We start from the raw sequence: 18,401 nt of genomic DNA, 5'->3' as shown, positions 1-18,401 counted from the left end.
TACGAGGACGAAGTCCGATCTCGAATCTAAAAAAATACCGCCTGTAAGGGCGGCATTTATACAACTGAGATTATCACTCCATCTTCAAAGCATTTGTTGTGAGAGCAAGGCGACAAGTAAACTCAGCCTTGGGAGCGTAGTACACTACGTGACCAAGGTGAGTTTACGCAGTCAACACCGCTATCGCAGCAAAGGCGAAGAAGATTAGTGTTCGCGTGTTGCGCGGAACTCTACATCTGGGAAACGCTCTTTCGCCAGATTCAGGTTAACCATAGTTGGTGCGATGTAGGTCAGGTTATCGCCGCCATCTAGTGCCAGGTTCGTTTGGTTCTTACGCTGGAACTCATCCAGTTTCTTACCATCTTCACACTCTACCCAACGTGCTGTTGCTACGTTTACGCTTTCGTAGATTGCTTCTACGTTGTACTCAGCTTTTAGACGGGCCACTACTACGTCAAACTGAAGCACACCTACTGCGCCTACGATTAGATCGTTGTTTTGCAAAGGACGGAATACCTGAACGGCACCCTCTTCAGAAAGCTGAACCAGACCTTTTAGTAGCTGCTTCTGCTTTAGAGGATCTCTTAGGCGAATACGACGGAACAGCTCAGGTGCGAAGTTTGGAATACCTGAGAACTTCAGCGCTTCACCTTGAGTAAAGGTATCACCAATCTGGATGGTACCGTGGTTGTGAAGACCAATGATGTCACCTGCATACGCATTTTCAGCACGTGAACGGTCACCCGCCATAAAGGTTACAGCATCTGAAATGTTAATCTGCTTACCAATACGTACATGGTTCATCTTCATACCTTGCTTGTAGGTACCCGATACAATACGCATGAATGCGATACGGTCGCGGTGCTTAGGATCCATGTTGGCTTGAATCTTAAACACGAAACCTGTGAAGTTCTCTTCACCTGCTTCTACTTCACGTTCGTTAGCCTGACGCGGCATCGGTGCCGGAGCCCACTCAGTCAAGCCATCTAGCATATGGTCAACACCAAAGTTACCTAGTGCAGTACCAAAGTATACTGGCGTCAGTTCGCCTGCTAAGAACAACTCTTGGTCGAACTCAGGGCATGCACCAATAACCAGCTCTAGCTCTTCACGCAACTGCTCTGCTAGATCAGCACCAACTGCCTCATCAAGTTCTGGGTTATCCAGACCTTTAATGATGCGAGAGTCTTGGATGGTATGGCCCTGACCAGTGCTGTACAGAATCGTCTCATCGCGGTGGATGTGGTAAACACCTTTGAACTCTTTACCACAACCAATTGGCCATGAAATAGGCGCACAAGACATATTAAGTTCGCTTTCGACTTCGTCTAGTAGCTCCATTGGATCGCGGATGTCACGGTCCAGTTTGTTCATGAAGGTTACAATTGGTGTATCACGTAAACGTGTTACTTCCATCAGTTTGCGAGTACGGTCCTCGACACCTTTTGCTGCGTCGATTACCATCAGACATGAATCGACAGCCGTAAGAGTACGGTAGGTATCTTCCGAGAAGTCTTCGTGTCCCGGAGTATCAAGCAGGTTGACCAGGCACTCGTTATAAGGGAACTGCATTACAGAAGTTGTTACCGAGATACCACGCTCTTTTTCCATTTCCATCCAGTCGGACTTGGCATGTTGAGCAGAACCGCGACCTTTAACCGTACCGGCAGTTTGGATAGCGCGTCCGAACAGTAGTACTTTTTCAGTAATGGTTGTTTTACCCGCATCTGGGTGCGAGATGATTGCGAATGTTCTACGCTTAGAAACTTCGCCTAGAAAAGGGGTATTTGACATGAGAGGGTCTTCTTCTGTCTATAAGCTAGAGAAGACTAGTCTTTACTCTAGCTCTAGCGGTTCGATTCAATTTTGCGCGGTATTTTCGCTTATATTGAACTAGGGAGCAACTTCATCAATGAAATTGAGCAAAAAAGGCCTCCAATTTAGCTACAAATTAAAATATCAATAAATATGAGCTATAACTAAAGGAGTAGAGGGAACTGATCTGAACTATGCCTAAAAGCAAAAAAATTAACTCATTAGCTTTTCGACAAGCGAAAACTGTTTTCCTGGTCTCTGTGATCCTGGGGATCTGTTTCAGCCTGTATCATATCTTGGTGGATCTCCATCAGGAGCAAAAGCGCATTCAAGAGCATTATCAGTTCAAGTTACTTCAAAACTACTCTAACGCCAGTCAGGCCGCGTATCACCTCAATCAGCTGTTAGCTGAACAGGTCGCATCGAGCCTGATGATGGATAATGCAGTATATAAAGTACAAATTGTCGATGACTTTGGCGACACCCTGACTCAGAGAGAACGCAATGTCTCTCTGCAGAGTAATTTCACTGAAGCGCTTTCCAGCTACTTAACCCCAACCACGCCTATTTTTACTACCGATCTGCATCAACCTAACTCTCATGTAGTAGTGGGTACCCTAAGCTTTTCGGTAAACGGGGCTTACATAGCGAAAGACTTCATCGCCAAGACAACCCAGATCTTGCTATTCGACCTGTTCCGGAACATCTTGCTAACCTCGATTTTGCTGATGTTTTTCTATCAGAAGCTGTCCAAGCCGCTCGTCACCCTTATCGACTGGGTAAGATCACTGCAAGACAACAAAAGCGATCTGCCCCCACAAACCCTGAACAGAGACGATGAGCTGGGCCAGCTAGCTAAAACGTTCCATACTTTGTGGAAAGACAGAGAAGCTGCTGAAGTGAAACTGAATCAACTGGCTTATTACGATTCACTGACTGGGCTGGCAAACCGTAGCCTGCTTTTACAGCTTCTAGGCAAGTCGATCGACGATGCCAACACGAGCAACCAGGCTGGCGCGCTGTTCTACCTCGATTTGGATCGTTTCAAAACTATCAATGACTCACTCGGACACACCATTGGTGACAACCTTATTAAGGCGATCTCAAAACGGATTGAGGCTTGGTTAAAGAGCGACTTTACTGCCGCGCGTATTGGCGGGGATGAGTTTGCTCTGTTACTGCCTAATACCAGTACTGAAAAAGCTCATGAACTTGCTCAACAGCTATTGGCACTGGTCTCTAACCCATACTCAATCGATGATCACCAGCTTTACTGTACCGTCAGTGTTGGTATTGCCGTTTTCCCATCTGTAGGTAGCACTAACATTGATGTACTGCGTCAGGCCGATACTGCTCTGTACCGTGCCAAAGTTGCTGGTCGTAACAAATACATGTTCTATGAACCAGAGATGCAAGCTCAGGTTGAGTCATTTCTGGAAATCGAAAAAGGTCTTCATGAGGCGCTTAATAAGGGACAACTGGAGCTTTACTACCAACCGCAAGTTGACGATAAGCACAATATCATTGGCGTCGAGGCATTGATTCGCTGGAACCACCCTGAAAAAGGTGTGTTGCCACCTGGGGTGTTTATGCCAATTGCGGAAGAGACGGGGCAGATACTTCAGATCGGTAACTGGATTATTGAGCAAGCCTGTTATCAGTATGCCTCATGGAAGAAGCAAGACGTGCTACCAGACACATTCCGTCGTTTAGCCATCAATATCAGTCCACTGCAGTTCTCACAGAGTTCATTTGTCGAGCATATCGTTGATTCACTCACTCAAGCTGGTATAGATGGCGAGCATATTGAGTTAGAGATTACCGAAAACTTGTTGTTGGAAAATGTCGATGCCGCGATTCAGAAGATGAAGGAACTGAAGGAGCACAACCTTAAGACCTCTATTGATGACTTCGGTACTGGCTACTCCTCACTACGTTACCTCAAGCACCTGTCGGTCGACGTACTAAAAATTGACCGTTCTTTCGTCACCCAGTTACACCTGGATGAGAGTGATCAGGCAATTGTCGATACCATTATTATGACAGCTCAGAGACTGAAGCTGGAAGTAATCGCTGAAGGTGTAGAAGACGCCTATGAACTACAAGCCTTGAAACAGCTAGGCTGTGCTCAGTTCCAAGGCTACTTGTTTGATAAGCCGCTGCCTGCTTCAGAGCTGAACGAGCGCTTTGAGAAAAACTACTATCAGGTTGATGAACCAACTATGGTAAAAGCGGTTCAGAAATAATCACACTAGAAGAAGATGTAACTCATGATGATGGCATCTTCTTTCCCAGATGCCGTCGGATAGTAATTACGGCGGCGATCGACTTCATTAAAGCCGATAGACTCGTATAAGCCAAACGCATTGTGGTTGCTTTCTCGCACCTCAAGCCATGCACTTTCAGCCTTAGCTTTTTCACACATATCAAGAAACGCATCCATCAGCTTCTTACCATAGCCTTTACCCTGATTAGCAGGCGCTACAGCGATGTTCAACAGAGTCACTTCGCCAACAATATTCTGCGCATAAAAGTACCCCACTACCTGATTATCATCAGTCAGAACATGATGGCAGCCACCACGACTGTTGATGTCTCTGACCATATTTTCAGACCATGGGTGCGAATGTGCCTGACGTTCAATTTGCCACACTTGATCTAAGTGTTCAGGCATTAAAGGTGTGATAGTTAGCATGATTACTTGTAGGAGCAGATTTGTTGCCACAGCGCTCGACGCTGCTCATTATTGCCATCGATATCGCTAAGTAAAGGTGAAGAAAGAATCTTACCTTCCAGCTCTGGTTGAGCGTCACAACCTGCAAACCAAATCCACTCTAACTGATGCTCAGCGAGCTGACTAACTTGCTGCGGATAGATGTGTTGTGCCTGTCCCAAGCCGAGATTGATACTCTTCAAGACCTTTTCAAACATAATTGCTGTCTCATTTTTCGGATATTGAGGTGAGACCAGCAGAAGTTGACAAGACGCTTGCAAAGCTATGCAAGGTGCTTGATAGCCTTGCAGTCGTTCCGGATGGCTCAGCTCATAGCACTGAATGCCCATCTCTTGTAAATACTCTATCTCGTGTTGTGGCATATGGATTCGTCACTGGTTAGAACGAGGCAATCGTAACATAAAACACAGAGGCACTATGAAACATTTCATCACCCTTTTACTTTCATCATTGGTTATCTTTTTCGCTCCTCATACTTTCGCTAAAGAGAGCGATGGCTGGGTCATGATCAGTGATAAAGTGGTCAACTATAAATCTGAGACCGATACCGTTGAGCCCCTTGCTTATATTAGTCAACGTAATTTCAGTAAGATTAAAATCAAAGTAGTCCAGGGCACGGTTAATCTTAAAAACATCGTCGTGACTATGTCTGATGGCAGCAGCAAAGAACTTAAATCAATGGGCACCTTAACCAAAGGAATGTCGACCAGAGCATGGACTCTGCCTGGTAACGAGAACGCTAAGTTTAAAAAGTTAGACATGACTTACGATAGCTGGGGAAGCACGACACTTAATGCTGTCGGACTGAGCAAGAAAGCTAAAATTGAAGTGTGGGGTAAAAAACGCACTGAAGAAGAGTAACAATAACTCGGCTGATCTAAAAAGCGCCACCTGATTAGGTGGCGCTTTTATTTATGCTTTGATTAGAAGCTGGCTTTTACTGCCGCGGCAATTTTCAGTGCAGATGACTGAACTAGCTCTCCATCTTCACCTTCAACCATGACGCGGATTAACGGCTCTGTACCCGACTTACGCAGTAGTACTCGACCTTTATCACCTAATTCCGCTTCAACTTCCGCAGTTGCCTGTTTAACCGCTTCGGCTTCAAGTGGATTAGAATCACCCTGGAAGCGAACGTTCTCAAGAACCTGAGGGTATAGCGTCATACCTTGTGATAAATCATGCAATGACATATCACTGCCTACCACAGATGCTAACACCTGCAGCGCTGCAACAATCGCATCACCAGTGGTCACTTTGTCCAGCAGGATAACGTGACCTGAGTTTTCAGCACCAATCTTCCAGCCTTTCTGCAGAAGTTGCTCCATCACGTAACGGTCGCCAACTGCGGCACGAACAAATGGAATACCTAGCTGTTTCAAGCCGTTTTCCATGCCCAGGTTAGTCATAAGAGTGCCAACAACACCGCCTTTAAGCTCACCTCGACGCAGTGCATCACGCGCAATGATGTAAGCGATTTGGTCACCATCAACCTTGTTGCCCAAGTGATCAACCATAATGATGCGGTCGCCATCACCGTCAAACGCAAGGCCTAGTGCCGCGCCTTCTTCAACAACACGCTGTTGTAGAGCACGAACATCTGTCGCGCCAACTTCATGGTTAATGTTGGTACCATTCGGCTCAACACCCATAGCGATCACTTCAGCGCCTAATTCGCTAAATACCGCTGGAGCGATGTGGTAGGTTGCGCCGTGCGCGCAGTCAACAACGATTTTCTGTCCCGCTAAGCTTAGTTCTGAAGGGAAAGTACTCTTACAGAATTCAATGTAGCGACCTGCTGCATCGTTAAGACGTGTCGCTTTACCCAGCTCAGCTGACTCAACACATTCGATCTCTTTATCTAGCTCAGCTTCGATAGCCAGCTCGATATCATCAGGTAGCTTGGTCCCTTCAGAAGAGAAGAACTTAATACCGTTGTCGTAATAAGGGTTGTGAGATGCAGAGATAACAATCCCCGCTTCTGCACGGAAAGTTTGCGTTAAGTAAGCCACTGCCGGAGTTGGCATTGGACCAGTAAATGTAGCCTTAAGACCAGCGGCTGCCAGACCTGCTTCAAGCGCAGACTCAAGCATATAACCAGAAATACGGGTATCTTTACCGATAATTACTTTCTTAGTTCCTTGCTTAGCCAATACGCGACCTGCTGCCCAACCCAGCTTAAGTACGAAATCCGGTGTAATTGGATATTGGCCAACTTTGCCACGTACACCATCAGTACCAAAATAACGTCTCTTATCAGACATAGTGAATCCTTTTTATAATCATTTTTCTGCTCAGCGGTTTTGAGTAACCATTGAGACAATTTTCATAGCATCAAGCGTTTGTTCAAAATCGTGCACACGAATAATCTGTGCACCTTTCATAGCTGCGATTGTAGCGCAACTAATGCTCGCCGCAACACACTCGTCCGGCGCTTTATCAAGTAATTTAAACAGCATAGACTTACGCGACATTCCAGCAAGGATCGGCAAGCCAAATTGATGAAACTGCTCCAGATTCGCCAGCATATGGTAGTTATGCTCAAGCGTTTTACCAAACCCGAAACCGGGGTCAAGGATCAGTTGGTCGCGTGTAATACCAACCGCTTCACATGCCGCAATACGCTCTTCAAGAAACTCTGACACCTCTTTAAGCAGGTCGTCGTAATGAGGATTAGCCTGCATAGTGCGTGGTTGCCCTTGCATATGCATCAGGCAGATTGGTAACCCGGCCTCTGCGGCTACTTCAAGTGCTCCCGGCTCTTGTAACGCTCGCACGTCATTAATGATATCAGCCCCTGCTAAAGCAGCCTGACGCATAACTTCAGCTTTACTGGTATCGACAGAGATCCACACATCATGCTGCTCGCGAATGGCGCGAATTACAGGGATAACACGCTCAAGCTCTTCTTCAAGGGCGACATCCGGAGCTCCCGGACGAGTTGATTCACCACCAATATCGAGAATAGTGACACCCGCAGCAATCATTTTGTTTGCCTGAGTTAGAGCATTGTCTAGTGAATGGTATTTCCCGCCGTCGGAAAATGAATCTGGAGTGACGTTTAAAATACCCATCACCTGAGGTTGTGACAGGTCTAATGATTTGTTATTTGCTTTAATAATCATAGTCGGGTCTCTTGACCTTAAACACAAAAACCCCGAGTTGCCTCGGGGTTTGTTTTCAAAACTCAATTATTCAGAGTCTTTTTTCTCTGCTGCTTCAGCTGAAGATTGCTCTTGAGAAGTTGTCTGCTGCTCTTCTTTCACTTCAGAGTCTTGCTTTTCGCTTTTCTCTTCCGCTTCAGGCTTGGCTTCTGACTTGTTGCTTGCGCTGTCAGCCCAACCAGCAGGCTCACGAATATCTGCTTTACGCTCCATCAGGTCATCAATCTGACCAGCATCGATGGTTTCGTACTTCATCAGCGCATCTTTCATCGCATGCATGATATCCATGTTGTCTTCAAGGATCTGCTTAGCACGAGCATAGTTAGTATCGATTAAGTGACGAACTTCATCATCGATCAGCTTAGCGGTGTCATCAGACATATGCTTAGTCTGAGTTACACTACGGCCCAAGAACACTTCGCCTTCATCTTCTGCGTAAAGAAGAGGACCAAGTTTTTCAGAGAAGCCCCACTGAGTAACCATTTTACGTGCAATATCAGTAGCGCGTTCGATATCGTTAGACGCACCAGTCGATACTTTGTCTGCGCCGTAAATCAGTTCTTCAGCCAGACGACCGCCGTATAGACTAGAGATCATTGACTCAAGATGCTGACGAGACATGCTCACACGATCTTGCTCAGGTAGATACATAGTCACACCAAGAGCACGGCCACGTGGAATGATCGACACTTTGTACACTGGATCGTGTTCAGGAACCAGACGACCAACAATAGCGTGACCCGCTTCGTGGTAAGCCGTTGATTCTTTAGTCTCTTCAGACATAACCATAGAGCGGCGCTCTGCACCCATCATGATCTTGTCTTTCGCAAGTTCGAACTCAACCATAGATACGTTGCGCTTGTTGCCACGAGCTGCAAATAGAGCCGCTTCATTAACAAGGTTCGCAAGGTCTGCACCAGAGAAGCCCGGTGTACCACGTGCGATCAGCGATGGCTCTACGTCACCTGCCAGAGGAACTTTACGCATGTGAACTTTAAGGATCTGCTCACGGCCACGTACATCTGGTAGACCAACGACAACCTGACGGTCGAAACGACCAGGACGAAGCAGGGCTGGGTCAAGTACGTCAGGACGGTTAGTCGCGGCGATAACGATGATACCTTCGTTACCTTCGAAACCATCCATTTCAACTAGCATTTGGTTAAGTGTCTGCTCACGTTCATCGTGACCACCACCAACACCAGCACCACGTTGACGACCAACCGCATCGATCTCATCGATGAAGATGATACAAGGTGCCGCTTTCTTCGCTTGTTCGAACATGTCACGTACACGAGATGCACCAACACCAACGAACATTTCAACAAAGTCAGAACCAGAGATAGTGAAGAATGGTACTTTCGCCTCACCAGCGATTGCCTTAGCAAGTAGAGTTTTACCTGTACCTGGAGGACCAACCATCAGAACACCTGTAGGGATCTTACCGCCCAGTTTCTGGAAACGGCTTGGATCACGTAGGTAATCTACAAGTTCTTTAACGTCTTCTTTTGCTTCATCACAGCCAGCAACGTCTGCAAAAGTCGTCTTAATTTGTTCCTCGCTCATCATGCGAGCTTTACTCTTACCGAAAGACATAGCGCCTTTGCCGCCACCGCCTTGCATCTGACGCATGAAGAAAATCCATACACCGATCAGTAAGATCATAGGGAACCAAGAGATGAAGATAGTACCTAACAGGCTTTGCTCTTCTGGAGGTGTGCCCTGTACTTTCACATTCTGGTTAATTAGGTCATCAAGTAGCTTCTGGTCGTAGACTGGCATGTAAGTAACATAACGCGCGCCGCCGCCACGACGTGTGAAAGAGATTTCACCGTCTTTAAAAGTTGCTTCCTGAATCTGGCCTTGGCCAACTTCCTGTACAAACGTGGTGTAATCCACCGCTCTGCCATTGCTCTCTCCAGGGCCAAAGCTCTGGAAAACCGACATCAATACGACGGCGATAACAAGCCACAGAATTAAATTTTTTGCCATGTCACTCAAGGTGTCAGCCTCTCGATAACTAATTGTAATTAAAGGTAGGGTACTACAGTTTATAACCTGTAGCTATAGTGTTAACCTGCCCATCAAAGGGCAAAATAGTTAACCTTTGTAACCAGTGGCTACAACAAAGACTTCTCGTGAGCGAGCTCGCGATGAGTCTGGTTTTCTGATTTTTACGGCTTTAAAAGTGTCTCGGACTTCTTTCACAAACTGATCGAAGCCTTCCCCCTGGAAAACCTTTACAACAAAGCTACCATTAGGGGCTAGAACTTGTCGACACATATCTAAAGCCAATTCAACTAAATACATAGCTCTTGGCTGATCTACTGAGTTGTTACCTGCAATGTTCGGTGCCATATCAGACATCACAACATCGACCATTGAAGGTTGGATTCTATCAAGTAGAGCCTCGAGTACTGCTTCTTCACGAAAATCGCCTTGGAGGAAGCTAACACCAGCGATCGGATCCATAGGTAATAAGTCACAAGCAATAATTTGCCCTTCCTCACCTACAATCTTAGCAGCATATTGCGACCATCCACCTGGCGCAGCGCCCAAATCGACAACTGTCATACCAGGTTTTAGCAATTTATCCTTGGTTTGGATCTCTTCCATCTTGAAATAAGCACGAGAACGATAGCCTTTTTTTCTCGCTTCGTTGGCGTACTTATCATCAAAATGTTCTTTCAACCAGCGGCCCGAGCTGGCCGAGTGTTTTTGTTTACTCATTCGTTACCTAACAGATAGAGGGAGCAACTAACCCAATAAATTATAGTCTTCACGGTTAGATGGCGTTAAAATGGTATTTTTCAACCCTTATAGTAAAGAAAATTGGCCGCGTAATGAACCTAAGCACTAAACAAAAGCAGCATCTAAAAGGCCTAGCGCACAGTCTAAAACCTGTTGTGCTTATGGGCGCAAATGGACTAACTGAAGCTGTTCTGGCGGAAATTGAAATTGCTCTTAACCACCATGAGCTAATCAAAATCAAAGTAGCCTCAGAAGACCGTGAGACTAAAGGTCTGATCATTGATGCTATTGTACGTGAAACTGGCGCTGAAAAAGTACAGGTAATTGGTAAAACTCTTGTTCTGTACCGTCAAACTGAAGATCGTAAAATCGAACTTCCACGTAAATAATTGCTAGCCAATAGCAACATCAAAAAAAGGTCGCTGCTGCGACCTTTTTGCTTTCTAGGCTCTCGAAGATTGCTCTCGCAATCAAGGCTTAGATGTATTCTACGCTGTCGATTTCGAAATCGCGTTCACCGCCTGGTGTAGAAATTACGACTTCATCGCCTTCCATCTTACCAATCAGACCACGCGCGATAGGTGAACTTACTGAGATGCGGCCTGCTTTAATATCGGCTTCATCATCACCTACGATTTGGTAAGTTTTCTCTTCTTCAGTGTCACAGTCAATCAGAGTCACTGTTGAACCGAAGATTACCTTACCTGTGTTGTCCATTTTAGTCACATCGATAACTTGTGCTACAGACAGCTTGTACTCGATATCACGAATCTGAGCTTCACAAATACCCTGCTCTTCACGTGCAGCGTGGTATTCCGCGTTCTCTTTAAGGTCACCCAGTTCACGAGCCTCAGCAATCGCTTCAGAAATCTGTGGGCGAAGCTTCAATAGTCTTTCTAGTTCTTCACGTAGCTTTTGTTCGCCACGCAATGTCATTGGGACTTTTTCCATTATGTACCTCATTCCAAAGCAATCTTTGGACAAAACAAAACTACCCAATCCACTGGATTAGGTAGTGAGTTAACTAATCAATTTCTTCTAGTGTAAACAAACTTGGAAACTAAATCATCTTAAATCCATCAGCGTAAACAAACCTTGCTTTTAACTGACTTTCCGCACCGTTTTAGGTTGTCTAAAAACACTCAATCGATCCAACAGTTAATAAAAAAACTAAAACAATTCTTAATGACAACAAATTCAACAACCAAGCCTAAATCAATAAAATCAAACACTTGATATTTTTTAACCTTAAATAAAACAGTGTTCAAAAAGGTGTTTTATATCGTTTTACTACCTACCAGCGGAACTTTAGCGGTACAACATTGCTCACCAATTGCTCGCTTATGAGTCATCGGTGCTGGGTATTTATGACAGAAGTCTTACATATGAGCATTGATTCATGGTGGCATTAGTAAGAGGATGACCGTTAGTGAGTCATCACTCGCAAAACAACTATTTATGGACAGTAAATTAGGACTAATAAGATGAACAAAACTCTGATTGCTCTAGCAGTTTCAGCTGCAGCAGTGGCAACTGGCGCAAACGCGGCAGAAATCTACAGCCAAGACGGTAACTCTATCGAAATGGGCGGCCGTGCTGAAGCGCGTCTATCTCTTAAAGATGGCAAAGCAGAAGACAACTCACGCGTACGTCTAAACTTCCTAGGTAAAGCTCAAATCACTGACGGCCTATACGGCGTAGGTTTCTACGAAGGTGAATTCACTACTGCTGATAACGGCGGTGAAACCGACAGCAACAGCGACAGCCTAACTAACCGTTACGCGTACGCTGGTCTAGGTGGTGCATTCGGTGAAATCACTTACGGTAAAAACGATGGTGCACTAGGCGTTATCACTGACTTTACTGATATCATGGCTTACCACGGTAACTCTGCTGCAATGAAAATCAACGTAGCTGACCGTGCAGACAACATGATCTCTTACAAAGGCCAATTTGCTGACCTAGGCGTTAAAGCTAGCTACCGTTTTGCTGACCGCACAGAGCTAAACGCTGCTGGTAATGTTGCTACTGGTAACGAAGCTGTAGCTTCATACGGTGATAACGATGCTGATGGTTACTCTCTATCTGCAATCTACGCTATCGGCGACACTGGTGTGAAACTTGGTGGTGGTTACGCTAGCCAATACTCTGGTGCTCAAGAGCAGAACGAATACATGCTTGCGGCATCATACGCAATCAGCGATTTCTACTTCGCAGGTACTTTCACTGATGGTCAGCTTGCTGAAGAGAACGCAGATTACACTGGTTACGAATTTGCAACAGCTTACACGCTAGACAAAACTGTTTTCACTGCAACTTACAACAATGCAGAAACAGACAGCGAAACTTCTGCTGATAACGTAGCTATCGATGCAACTTACTACTTCAAGCCTAACTTCCGCGGTTACGTATCGTACAACTTCAACCTAATCAGTGAAGGCGACGCATACGGTAAAGTTGGTGCTAACGGCACTGCAACTAAAGCAGACGCTGAAGACGAGATCGCTCTAGGTCTACGTTACGACTTCTAATTCCTGACCTTCAGTCAAGAATCTAAGACGCCCGCTCTATAGCGGGCGTTTTTTTTACTCGCTATACTCTTCTTTCTGGCCCACGACTTGCGAACTCTATCACTATGCAACGCTCAGTTTTTATCTCACTACTCGTTTTTGCGGCGACAACTTTATCTTCGCAAGTATCCGCTTACGCGCCATTAAACGAATTGCCGTTAGGCAGCCGGGCAGCGCTGCGTGTTGATAGCCTACAAGAGCAGCAACATTACCAGCAATCCGCTAACCAGAATCAACTTTTTCCACCAGCCAGCACACTGAAAATTGTCACTGCGCTTGCCGCTAAATTAGAGCTGGGAGACCAATTTCATTACCAGACCAAGCTGGAAAAAGTGGGCAAAGATAGTGTCATTCGTTTTAGCGGTGACCCAACCTTGTCTACCGCCGATCTAAAACAACTGTTTACTCAGGCTCGCGGTAAAGGGTTAAAACGTATTGAAGGCGATCTGTGGCTCGATAACAGTGCTTTCACTGGTTATGAGCGTGCTGTTGGCTGGCCATGGGATATTCTTGGTGTATGTTATAGCGCGCCTGCCAGCGCTATCTCATTGGATGAAAACTGTGTGCAGGCCTCGATCTACACCCAGCAAGATGGCAAAACTCGGGTTTATGTTCCTGAACATCAGCCAATTTACGTTACCACACAAGCTAAAACTGTCTCTAAAGCTGAGCAAGAGGGCTCTCAATGTGATTTAGAGTTGCTTTCCTCACCTGACAATCACTATCAGCTTCAAGGCTGCTTACAGAGCCGTAGCAAGCCTCTGCCATTAAAGTTCGCCGTGCAAGATCCGGCACTTTATACCCAGCGTATTGTCCACACTCTACTTAACCAGCTCGATATTGAACTGGCAGGCAGCATTAAAATCGGTGCCCCACAACAACAGGGAAAAGTATTGGCAACCCATCAGTCGGCAGATCTGCCAGAGTTGCTTGAGACAATGCTAAAAAAATCGGACAACCTGATTGCTGATAATTTAACTAAAACTCTGGGTGCTAAGTTTTTTGTTCAGGCTGGCAGCTTTGCTAACGGTACTGAGGCGATCAAACAGATCCTTTTCGCTAACACCGGCATAGATTTACAGCATACCCCAATGGCGGACGGTTCAGGTTTATCACGTAACAACCGTTTTACCAGTCAGAATATGGCGGCTGTACTGCGTTATATCTGGAAAAATGATCAACAACTGGGGCTGATTGCCCTGATGCCAAAATCTGGCACTAACGGTACGCTTAAGTATCGTCGCAGTATGCGTAAGTCCCCTGTAAAGGGAGAGCTGATCGCGAAAAGCGGTTCTCTCTATGGTAGCTACAACATGGCAGGTTATGGCTTAGATAAGAATGGTAACCCGAGCACTCTGTTTGTTCAGTTTGTTGCCGACTACCACCCACCAAAAGTAAAGAGCGATGCTCCACCGACCATCGCTCCTATTACTAAGTTTGAAACCCTGTTCTATCAGGATGTGGTGAGATTTAGTCAGGCAATGCCTAAAAAGTAGTTCACAACCGTGAAGTAAATCCACATCCCCGATATATCGACGATTGAGGCTAACACTGGGCTCACTAATACTGCTGGGTCCAGTTTAAATGCGCGCGCCAGAATCGGCAGCAGACCGCCTAATGTGGTCGACATGGTCACCTGAATAAACAGTGCCACCGCAATAGCTAAGGCGATGGTATTGAGCTCAAAACCGCCGGTACCACTCGCGTCACTGAAAAGCAGAATCCGACCAACAATCACCAAAGCAATCGCTAACGCTAAGCAGAGCGCGACTCTGCTCTCTTTCCAAAATACCGCTAGCCATTGACGTTTTCTAAGCTCACCAGTGGCCAATGCTCGAATCACAAGTGTCGCCGCCTGAGTCCCGGTATTACCACCTGCAGCAGCAATCACCGGCATGTAGATCGCTAACAGAACCAGTTGACTCAACGTATCTTCATAATGAGAGATAATCAGGCCAGAAACGATTCCCAGCAGTGCCAGAGAAATGATCCAGCCAATGCGCTGTTTAACATGCCCTATTACTGAGGTATCAAGATAGCTGCTCGACGTTTCTACTTCAGAATGGATAAAGCCAAGCTGATGCGCGTAATGACGCGCCAATTTGTCATGCCCCTCAACTTCTAATGCTGATATCAGCCGTTGTACATAACCAACAGAGCAGTGATGTAAAATCGCGACTGCTTCTTCAACTGGCATCACAGTCAGCAGGTGAACCTGCTGTTGTTGCTCGTACTGCAAAAAAGCATTACGAGCTGCACCGATCTCTTCATGAGAAAAGTGCGGAGTGTTTTCGATATAAGTATTGCTCATTACCGTCATGGCGAATCTCCCGATTGGCAGTAGGTAACGACCATCAAACACAGCGATTTATTGGCAAATAATATGCGGACATCACCCGCCATTACGCAAGTGAAGATACTGTGTTGATTCTAGAATTTAGAGGAGAAAAACGTGAGGATGCTATTCGAAAGAAAAGATGCTCTACCACTAAGGCAGAGACGTGAGACGACAATACCGAAGCGGATTATTTTTCCCCTTTCATACTAGGAGGATGGTCGATATTGTTCATAAAAGTCTCCGAATAAACTGCCTAGCTGGCAGCGGGGGCATAGTAACAAACTCACCAGCGAAAACCAGTCAATTTTGCAAAAAAAATGAGTAACATTTGACCTGACTATAAGTTAGCTAACAAACATAAAAAAAGCGCCTGAAAGGCGCTTTAATTCACAGTAATTTCAATTAATTACTATTTGATCGTAATACGAGCAAACTTACGCTTACCAACCTGGAATACGTAGGTACCTGCTTGTGGCGCAAACTTAGAGTCAGCCACTTTCTCGCCGTCAATCTTAGCTGCGCCCTGCTTAACCATACGCATCGCTTCTGACGTAGATGCACATAGTGCAGCTTCTTTAAGAAGGTTACTCACTGGTAGACCCGCTTCGAACTCAAACTCTGGCATCTCGTCAGGGATTTGGTTCTTGGCAAAACGGTTTACGAACTCTTGCTCTGCAGCATCTGCGTCAGCCTGGCTATGGAAACGAGCGATGATCTCTTTCGCTAGTGCCACTTTAACGTCACGTGGGTTCTGACCCGCAGCAACGTCTGCTTTCAGTTGAGCAACTTCGTCTAGTGGACGGAATGACAGCAGGTCATAGTAGTTCCACATCAGGTCATCTGAGATAGACATGATCTTACCGAACATCTCACTTGGCGCTTCGCTGATACCAATGTAGTTATTCGCCGACTTAGACATCTTCTTCTCGCCGTCCAGACCAACGAGAAGTGGCATCATTAGTACAACCTGTGGCTTTTGACCGTTGGCTTTTTGCAGCTCACGACCCATTAGCAGATTGAACTTCTGGTCAGTACCGCCTAGCTCAACGTCAGTTTCCATTGCTACTGAGTCATAACCTTGTAGGAGTGGATACATAAACTCATGGATAGCAATTGGCTGACCGCCTGCATAGCGCTTCTTAAAGTCATCACGTTCTAGCATACGCGCAACTGTCTGGTTCGCCGCCAGACGAATCATACCTTCAGCACCCAGCTCAGATAACCACTCAGAGTTAAACTGAATTTTGGTCTTAGCTGGATCTAAGATCTTGAATACTTGCTCTTTATACGTTTCCGCATTGCGCAGCACATCTTCACGGCTTAAAGGAGGACGAGTGCTGTTTTTACCTGTTGGGTCACCAACCATTGCGGTAAAGTCGCCGATCAGGAAGGTAACGTCGTGACCTAGTTCCTGAAATGCACGCAACTTGTTAAAAATAACAGTATGGCCCAAGTGGATATCAGGAGCCGTTGGATCGGCACCTAATTTAATGCGAAGAGGACGACCCTCTTTCAGCTTAGCAATCAGTTCTTCTTCTGGAATCAGTTCATCAACACCGCGCTTAATCTCGGCTAGTGCAGCTTCAATGCTCGCCATTCTTGTTCACTCCCACAGATTTGGCAAAAATTTGTTAGTTTGCCATCTTACTTGAATAGCGATGCTTTTTGAAACCAGTTAGACTAAACAGCTAAGCTTTTTTACTGAATTTTTTAGAACGGACATAAGATGTTGTCTCTTTTCGCTCGACTACCTTGGATTCATCGAGCCCTTATCGCCTTTTTCAGTGCATTTATTGTTATCGCGCTATTCTTACCTGCTCCTAAAGATCTCCGTCAGGAAGAGAGCAACTATCAAGTAGGCAAGGCCTACCCGTTATCGATTGATGCTAAACAACTTGCGCTACAAGAATCTGTGCCCCCAATGGCGGTTTTACGCTGGGAGAAACACACTATTGGTTCTGGTGACAGTATGGCCCTGCTATTCCAACGTGCCGGCCTCTCTTCTCGTTTGCTCTATCAGCTCACTTCAACCAATAAAGATATCGAACGCCAGCTCACCCGAGTTAAACCCGGTGATGCATTCGAACTGGGCTTTGATGCTGATAATCAACTGATTCAGATTAAACGCAAAATCAACGCCTACGAGACCTTCCTTGTCACTAAGTCCGACAAAGGCTACAGCTCTTCAATCGATAAAAAAGAAGTCCATTACCAGTACAACTATGCAGAAGCGGATATTACCTCTAACTTCTGGAACGCTGGTATGAATGCAGGATTGACCGCAAACCAGATTATGGAGCTGGCTGGTATTTTCGGTTGGGATATCGACTTCGCTCTCGATATTCGTAGTGGTGATAACTTCAGAATTCTCTATCAGGAAAAAGTCGTTGAAGGTGAAGTCGTAGGCCGGGGAAGAATCATCGCTGCGATTTTCACCAACCAGGGTGATACCTTTAAAGCCATCTTAGATGATAAGACAGGCAACTATTATGATGAGAATGGACGTGCTATGAAGAAAGCCTTCCTACGTTCTCCGCTCGATTTCCGCCGCGTGACGTCTAACTTCAACCCTACTCGCCGCCACCCAGTTACAGGTAAAGTGCGTGCGCACCGCGGTACAGACTACGCGGCGCCAGTCGGTACACCGATTTGGGCTGCGGGTGACGGTATTGTTCAGAAGTCGAGTTACAACCAGTTCAACGGTAACTATGTGTTTATCAAACACAGTAATACCTACATTACCAAGTACCTTCACTTAACCAAGCGTACCGTGAAAACAGGCCAGCGCGTTAAACAGGGCCAGACCATTGGTACTCTGGGTGGTACAGGACGTGTGACGGGACCTCACCTACACTATGAATTCCTGGTTAACGGCGTGCACAAAAACGCCAGAACGGTCAAACTGCCACAATCTAAGTCTCTGACTGGCAAAGCCAAAACAACCTTTATTGCCAATGCCAAGATTCGCCTCGACAAATTAGATCGCTACGGTGAGTTACTCGCAACACCATAAAAACAAAGGCCCGTAT

General features: G+C 45.9%; 16 protein-coding genes. 6 read left to right on the top strand and 10 right to left on the bottom strand.

Annotation, left to right across the window (positions count from 1 at the left end):
- Positions 1–204: 204 nt before the first annotated feature.
- A complete protein-coding gene (gene prfC, locus RH46_RS05005; RefSeq protein ID WP_006878316.1) occupies positions 205–1,794 on the bottom strand; it encodes a peptide chain release factor 3 in 1,590 nt (529 codons plus the stop codon).
- A gap of 215 nt (positions 1,795–2,009) precedes the next feature.
- Between prfC and RH46_RS05000 the strand changes: the two genes are divergently transcribed.
- Positions 2,010–4,061 (top strand): putative bifunctional diguanylate cyclase/phosphodiesterase, encoded by a 2,052-nt coding sequence (locus RH46_RS05000; protein WP_006878315.1) that lies wholly within the window; start codon positions 2,010–2,012, stop codon positions 4,059–4,061.
- Between the two features lie 5 nt (positions 4,062–4,066).
- Here RH46_RS05000 and rimI read toward each other — a convergent pair whose 3' ends face one another.
- Together rimI and RH46_RS04990 are read right to left on the bottom strand one after the other, a co-directional pair.
- Positions 4,067–4,510 carry a ribosomal protein S18-alanine N-acetyltransferase gene (gene rimI / locus RH46_RS04995; RefSeq protein WP_006878314.1) on the bottom strand — a complete coding sequence of 148 codons (444 nt, stop codon included), beginning with the start codon at positions 4,508–4,510 and terminating at the stop codon, positions 4,067–4,069.
- A 2-nt stretch (positions 4,511–4,512) separates the two neighbouring features.
- Positions 4,513–4,911, bottom strand: coding sequence for a DNA polymerase III subunit psi (locus RH46_RS04990; RefSeq protein WP_040895206.1), 399 nt, complete (start codon positions 4,909–4,911; stop codon positions 4,513–4,515).
- 55 nt (positions 4,912–4,966) lie between these two features.
- Here RH46_RS04990 and RH46_RS04985 point away from each other — a divergent pair, with 55 nt between their 5' ends.
- Positions 4,967–5,410, top strand: a complete 444-nt coding sequence (locus tag RH46_RS04985; RefSeq protein WP_006878312.1) for a DUF2541 family protein — start codon at positions 4,967–4,969, stop codon at positions 5,408–5,410.
- Positions 5,411–5,472: 62 nt separating this feature from the next.
- On the opposite strand, the gene glmM is transcribed toward RH46_RS04985, so the two are convergent.
- The 4 genes from glmM to rlmE all read right to left on the bottom strand — a co-directional run bounded on the left by glmM (position 5,473) and on the right by rlmE (position 10,443).
- A complete protein-coding gene (gene glmM, locus RH46_RS04980) occupies positions 5,473–6,813 on the bottom strand; it encodes a phosphoglucosamine mutase (protein ID WP_006878311.1) in 1,341 nt (446 codons plus the stop codon).
- A 30-nt stretch (positions 6,814–6,843) separates the two neighbouring features.
- The gene (gene folP / locus RH46_RS04975; protein WP_006878310.1) at positions 6,844–7,674 is read right to left on the bottom strand and encodes a dihydropteroate synthase; all 831 of its coding nucleotides are present in this window, start codon (positions 7,672–7,674) and stop codon (positions 6,844–6,846) included.
- A gap of 66 nt (positions 7,675–7,740) precedes the next feature.
- Positions 7,741–9,705, bottom strand: a complete 1,965-nt coding sequence (gene ftsH / locus RH46_RS04970) for an ATP-dependent zinc metalloprotease FtsH (protein WP_006878309.1) — start codon at positions 9,703–9,705, stop codon at positions 7,741–7,743.
- Positions 9,706–9,813: 108 nt separating this feature from the next.
- Positions 9,814–10,443, bottom strand: coding sequence for a 23S rRNA (uridine(2552)-2'-O)-methyltransferase RlmE (gene rlmE / locus RH46_RS04965; protein WP_006878308.1), 630 nt, complete (start codon positions 10,441–10,443; stop codon positions 9,814–9,816).
- Between the two features lie 113 nt (positions 10,444–10,556).
- On the opposite strand from rlmE, the gene yhbY reads away from it, so the two are divergent.
- Positions 10,557–10,853 (top strand): ribosome assembly RNA-binding protein YhbY, encoded by a 297-nt coding sequence (yhbY, locus tag RH46_RS04960; protein ID WP_006878307.1) that lies wholly within the window; start codon positions 10,557–10,559, stop codon positions 10,851–10,853.
- Positions 10,854–10,941: 88 nt separating this feature from the next.
- On the opposite strand, the gene greA is transcribed toward yhbY, so the two are convergent.
- Positions 10,942–11,415, bottom strand: coding sequence for a transcription elongation factor GreA (greA, locus tag RH46_RS04955; RefSeq protein ID WP_006878306.1), 474 nt, complete (start codon positions 11,413–11,415; stop codon positions 10,942–10,944).
- 533 nt (positions 11,416–11,948) lie between these two features.
- Here greA and RH46_RS04950 point away from each other — a divergent pair.
- Complete coding sequence (locus tag RH46_RS04950; RefSeq protein ID WP_006878305.1) at positions 11,949–12,995, top strand: porin; 1,047 nt, start codon at positions 11,949–11,951, stop codon at positions 12,993–12,995.
- Positions 12,996–13,099: 104 nt separating this feature from the next.
- Positions 13,100–14,530, top strand: coding sequence for a serine-type D-Ala-D-Ala carboxypeptidase (gene dacB, locus RH46_RS04945; RefSeq protein ID WP_006878304.1), 1,431 nt, complete (start codon positions 13,100–13,102; stop codon positions 14,528–14,530).
- Here the strand turns inward: dacB and RH46_RS04940 are convergent.
- Both RH46_RS04940 and tyrS read right to left on the bottom strand, forming a co-directional pair.
- Positions 14,509–15,354 carry a magnesium transporter gene (locus tag RH46_RS04940; protein WP_006878303.1) on the bottom strand — a complete coding sequence of 282 codons (846 nt, stop codon included), beginning with the start codon at positions 15,352–15,354 and terminating at the stop codon, positions 14,509–14,511. The two genes, dacB and RH46_RS04940, sit on opposite strands and share 22 nt — an antisense overlap.
- A 427-nt stretch (positions 15,355–15,781) precedes the next feature.
- On the bottom strand, positions 15,782–16,969 hold the full coding sequence (gene tyrS, locus RH46_RS04935; protein ID WP_006878302.1) for a tyrosine--tRNA ligase: 1,188 nt from the start codon (positions 16,967–16,969) through the stop codon (positions 15,782–15,784).
- Positions 16,970–17,098: 129 nt separating this feature from the next.
- Between tyrS and RH46_RS04930 the strand changes: the two genes are divergently transcribed.
- Positions 17,099–18,385 carry a peptidoglycan DD-endopeptidase ShyC gene (locus tag RH46_RS04930; protein ID WP_006878301.1) on the top strand — a complete coding sequence of 429 codons (1,287 nt, stop codon included), beginning with the start codon at positions 17,099–17,101 and terminating at the stop codon, positions 18,383–18,385.
- Positions 18,386–18,401: the final 16 nt, after the last annotated feature.

The organism is Vibrio brasiliensis LMG 20546, from assembly GCF_000189255.1.
Lineage (GTDB): Bacteria > Pseudomonadota > Gammaproteobacteria > Enterobacterales > Vibrionaceae > Vibrio > Vibrio brasiliensis.
This window is presented reverse-complemented; position numbering and strand designations above follow the sequence as displayed.

Excerpts from the sequence above, each read along its gene's own strand:
- prfC (WP_006878316.1), bottom strand. The coding sequence starts at position 1,794 with ATGTCAAATACCCCTTTTCTAGGCGAAGTTTCTAAGCGTAGAACATTC.
- RH46_RS05000 (WP_006878315.1), top strand. The coding sequence starts at position 2,010 with ATGCCTAAAAGCAAAAAAATTAACTCATTAGCTTTTCGACAAGCGAAA.
- rimI (WP_006878314.1), bottom strand. The coding sequence starts at position 4,510 with ATGCTAACTATCACACCTTTAATGCCTGAACACTTAGATCAAGTGTGG.
- RH46_RS04990 (WP_040895206.1), bottom strand. The coding sequence starts at position 4,911 with ATGCCACAACACGAGATAGAGTATTTACAAGAGATGGGCATTCAGTGC.
- RH46_RS04985 (WP_006878312.1), top strand. The coding sequence starts at position 4,967 with ATGAAACATTTCATCACCCTTTTACTTTCATCATTGGTTATCTTTTTC.
- glmM (WP_006878311.1), bottom strand. The coding sequence starts at position 6,813 with ATGTCTGATAAGAGACGTTATTTTGGTACTGATGGTGTACGTGGCAAA.
- folP (WP_006878310.1), bottom strand. The coding sequence starts at position 7,674 with ATGATTATTAAAGCAAATAACAAATCATTAGACCTGTCACAACCTCAG.
- ftsH (WP_006878309.1), bottom strand. The coding sequence starts at position 9,705 with ATGGCAAAAAATTTAATTCTGTGGCTTGTTATCGCCGTCGTATTGATG.
- rlmE (WP_006878308.1), bottom strand. The coding sequence starts at position 10,443 with ATGAGTAAACAAAAACACTCGGCCAGCTCGGGCCGCTGGTTGAAAGAA.
- yhbY (WP_006878307.1), top strand. The coding sequence starts at position 10,557 with ATGAACCTAAGCACTAAACAAAAGCAGCATCTAAAAGGCCTAGCGCAC.
- greA (WP_006878306.1), bottom strand. The coding sequence starts at position 11,415 with ATGGAAAAAGTCCCAATGACATTGCGTGGCGAACAAAAGCTACGTGAA.
- RH46_RS04950 (WP_006878305.1), top strand. The coding sequence starts at position 11,949 with ATGAACAAAACTCTGATTGCTCTAGCAGTTTCAGCTGCAGCAGTGGCA.
- dacB (WP_006878304.1), top strand. The coding sequence starts at position 13,100 with ATGCAACGCTCAGTTTTTATCTCACTACTCGTTTTTGCGGCGACAACT.
- RH46_RS04940 (WP_006878303.1), bottom strand. The coding sequence starts at position 15,354 with ATGACGGTAATGAGCAATACTTATATCGAAAACACTCCGCACTTTTCT.
- tyrS (WP_006878302.1), bottom strand. The coding sequence starts at position 16,969 with ATGGCGAGCATTGAAGCTGCACTAGCCGAGATTAAGCGCGGTGTTGAT.
- RH46_RS04930 (WP_006878301.1), top strand. The coding sequence starts at position 17,099 with ATGTTGTCTCTTTTCGCTCGACTACCTTGGATTCATCGAGCCCTTATC.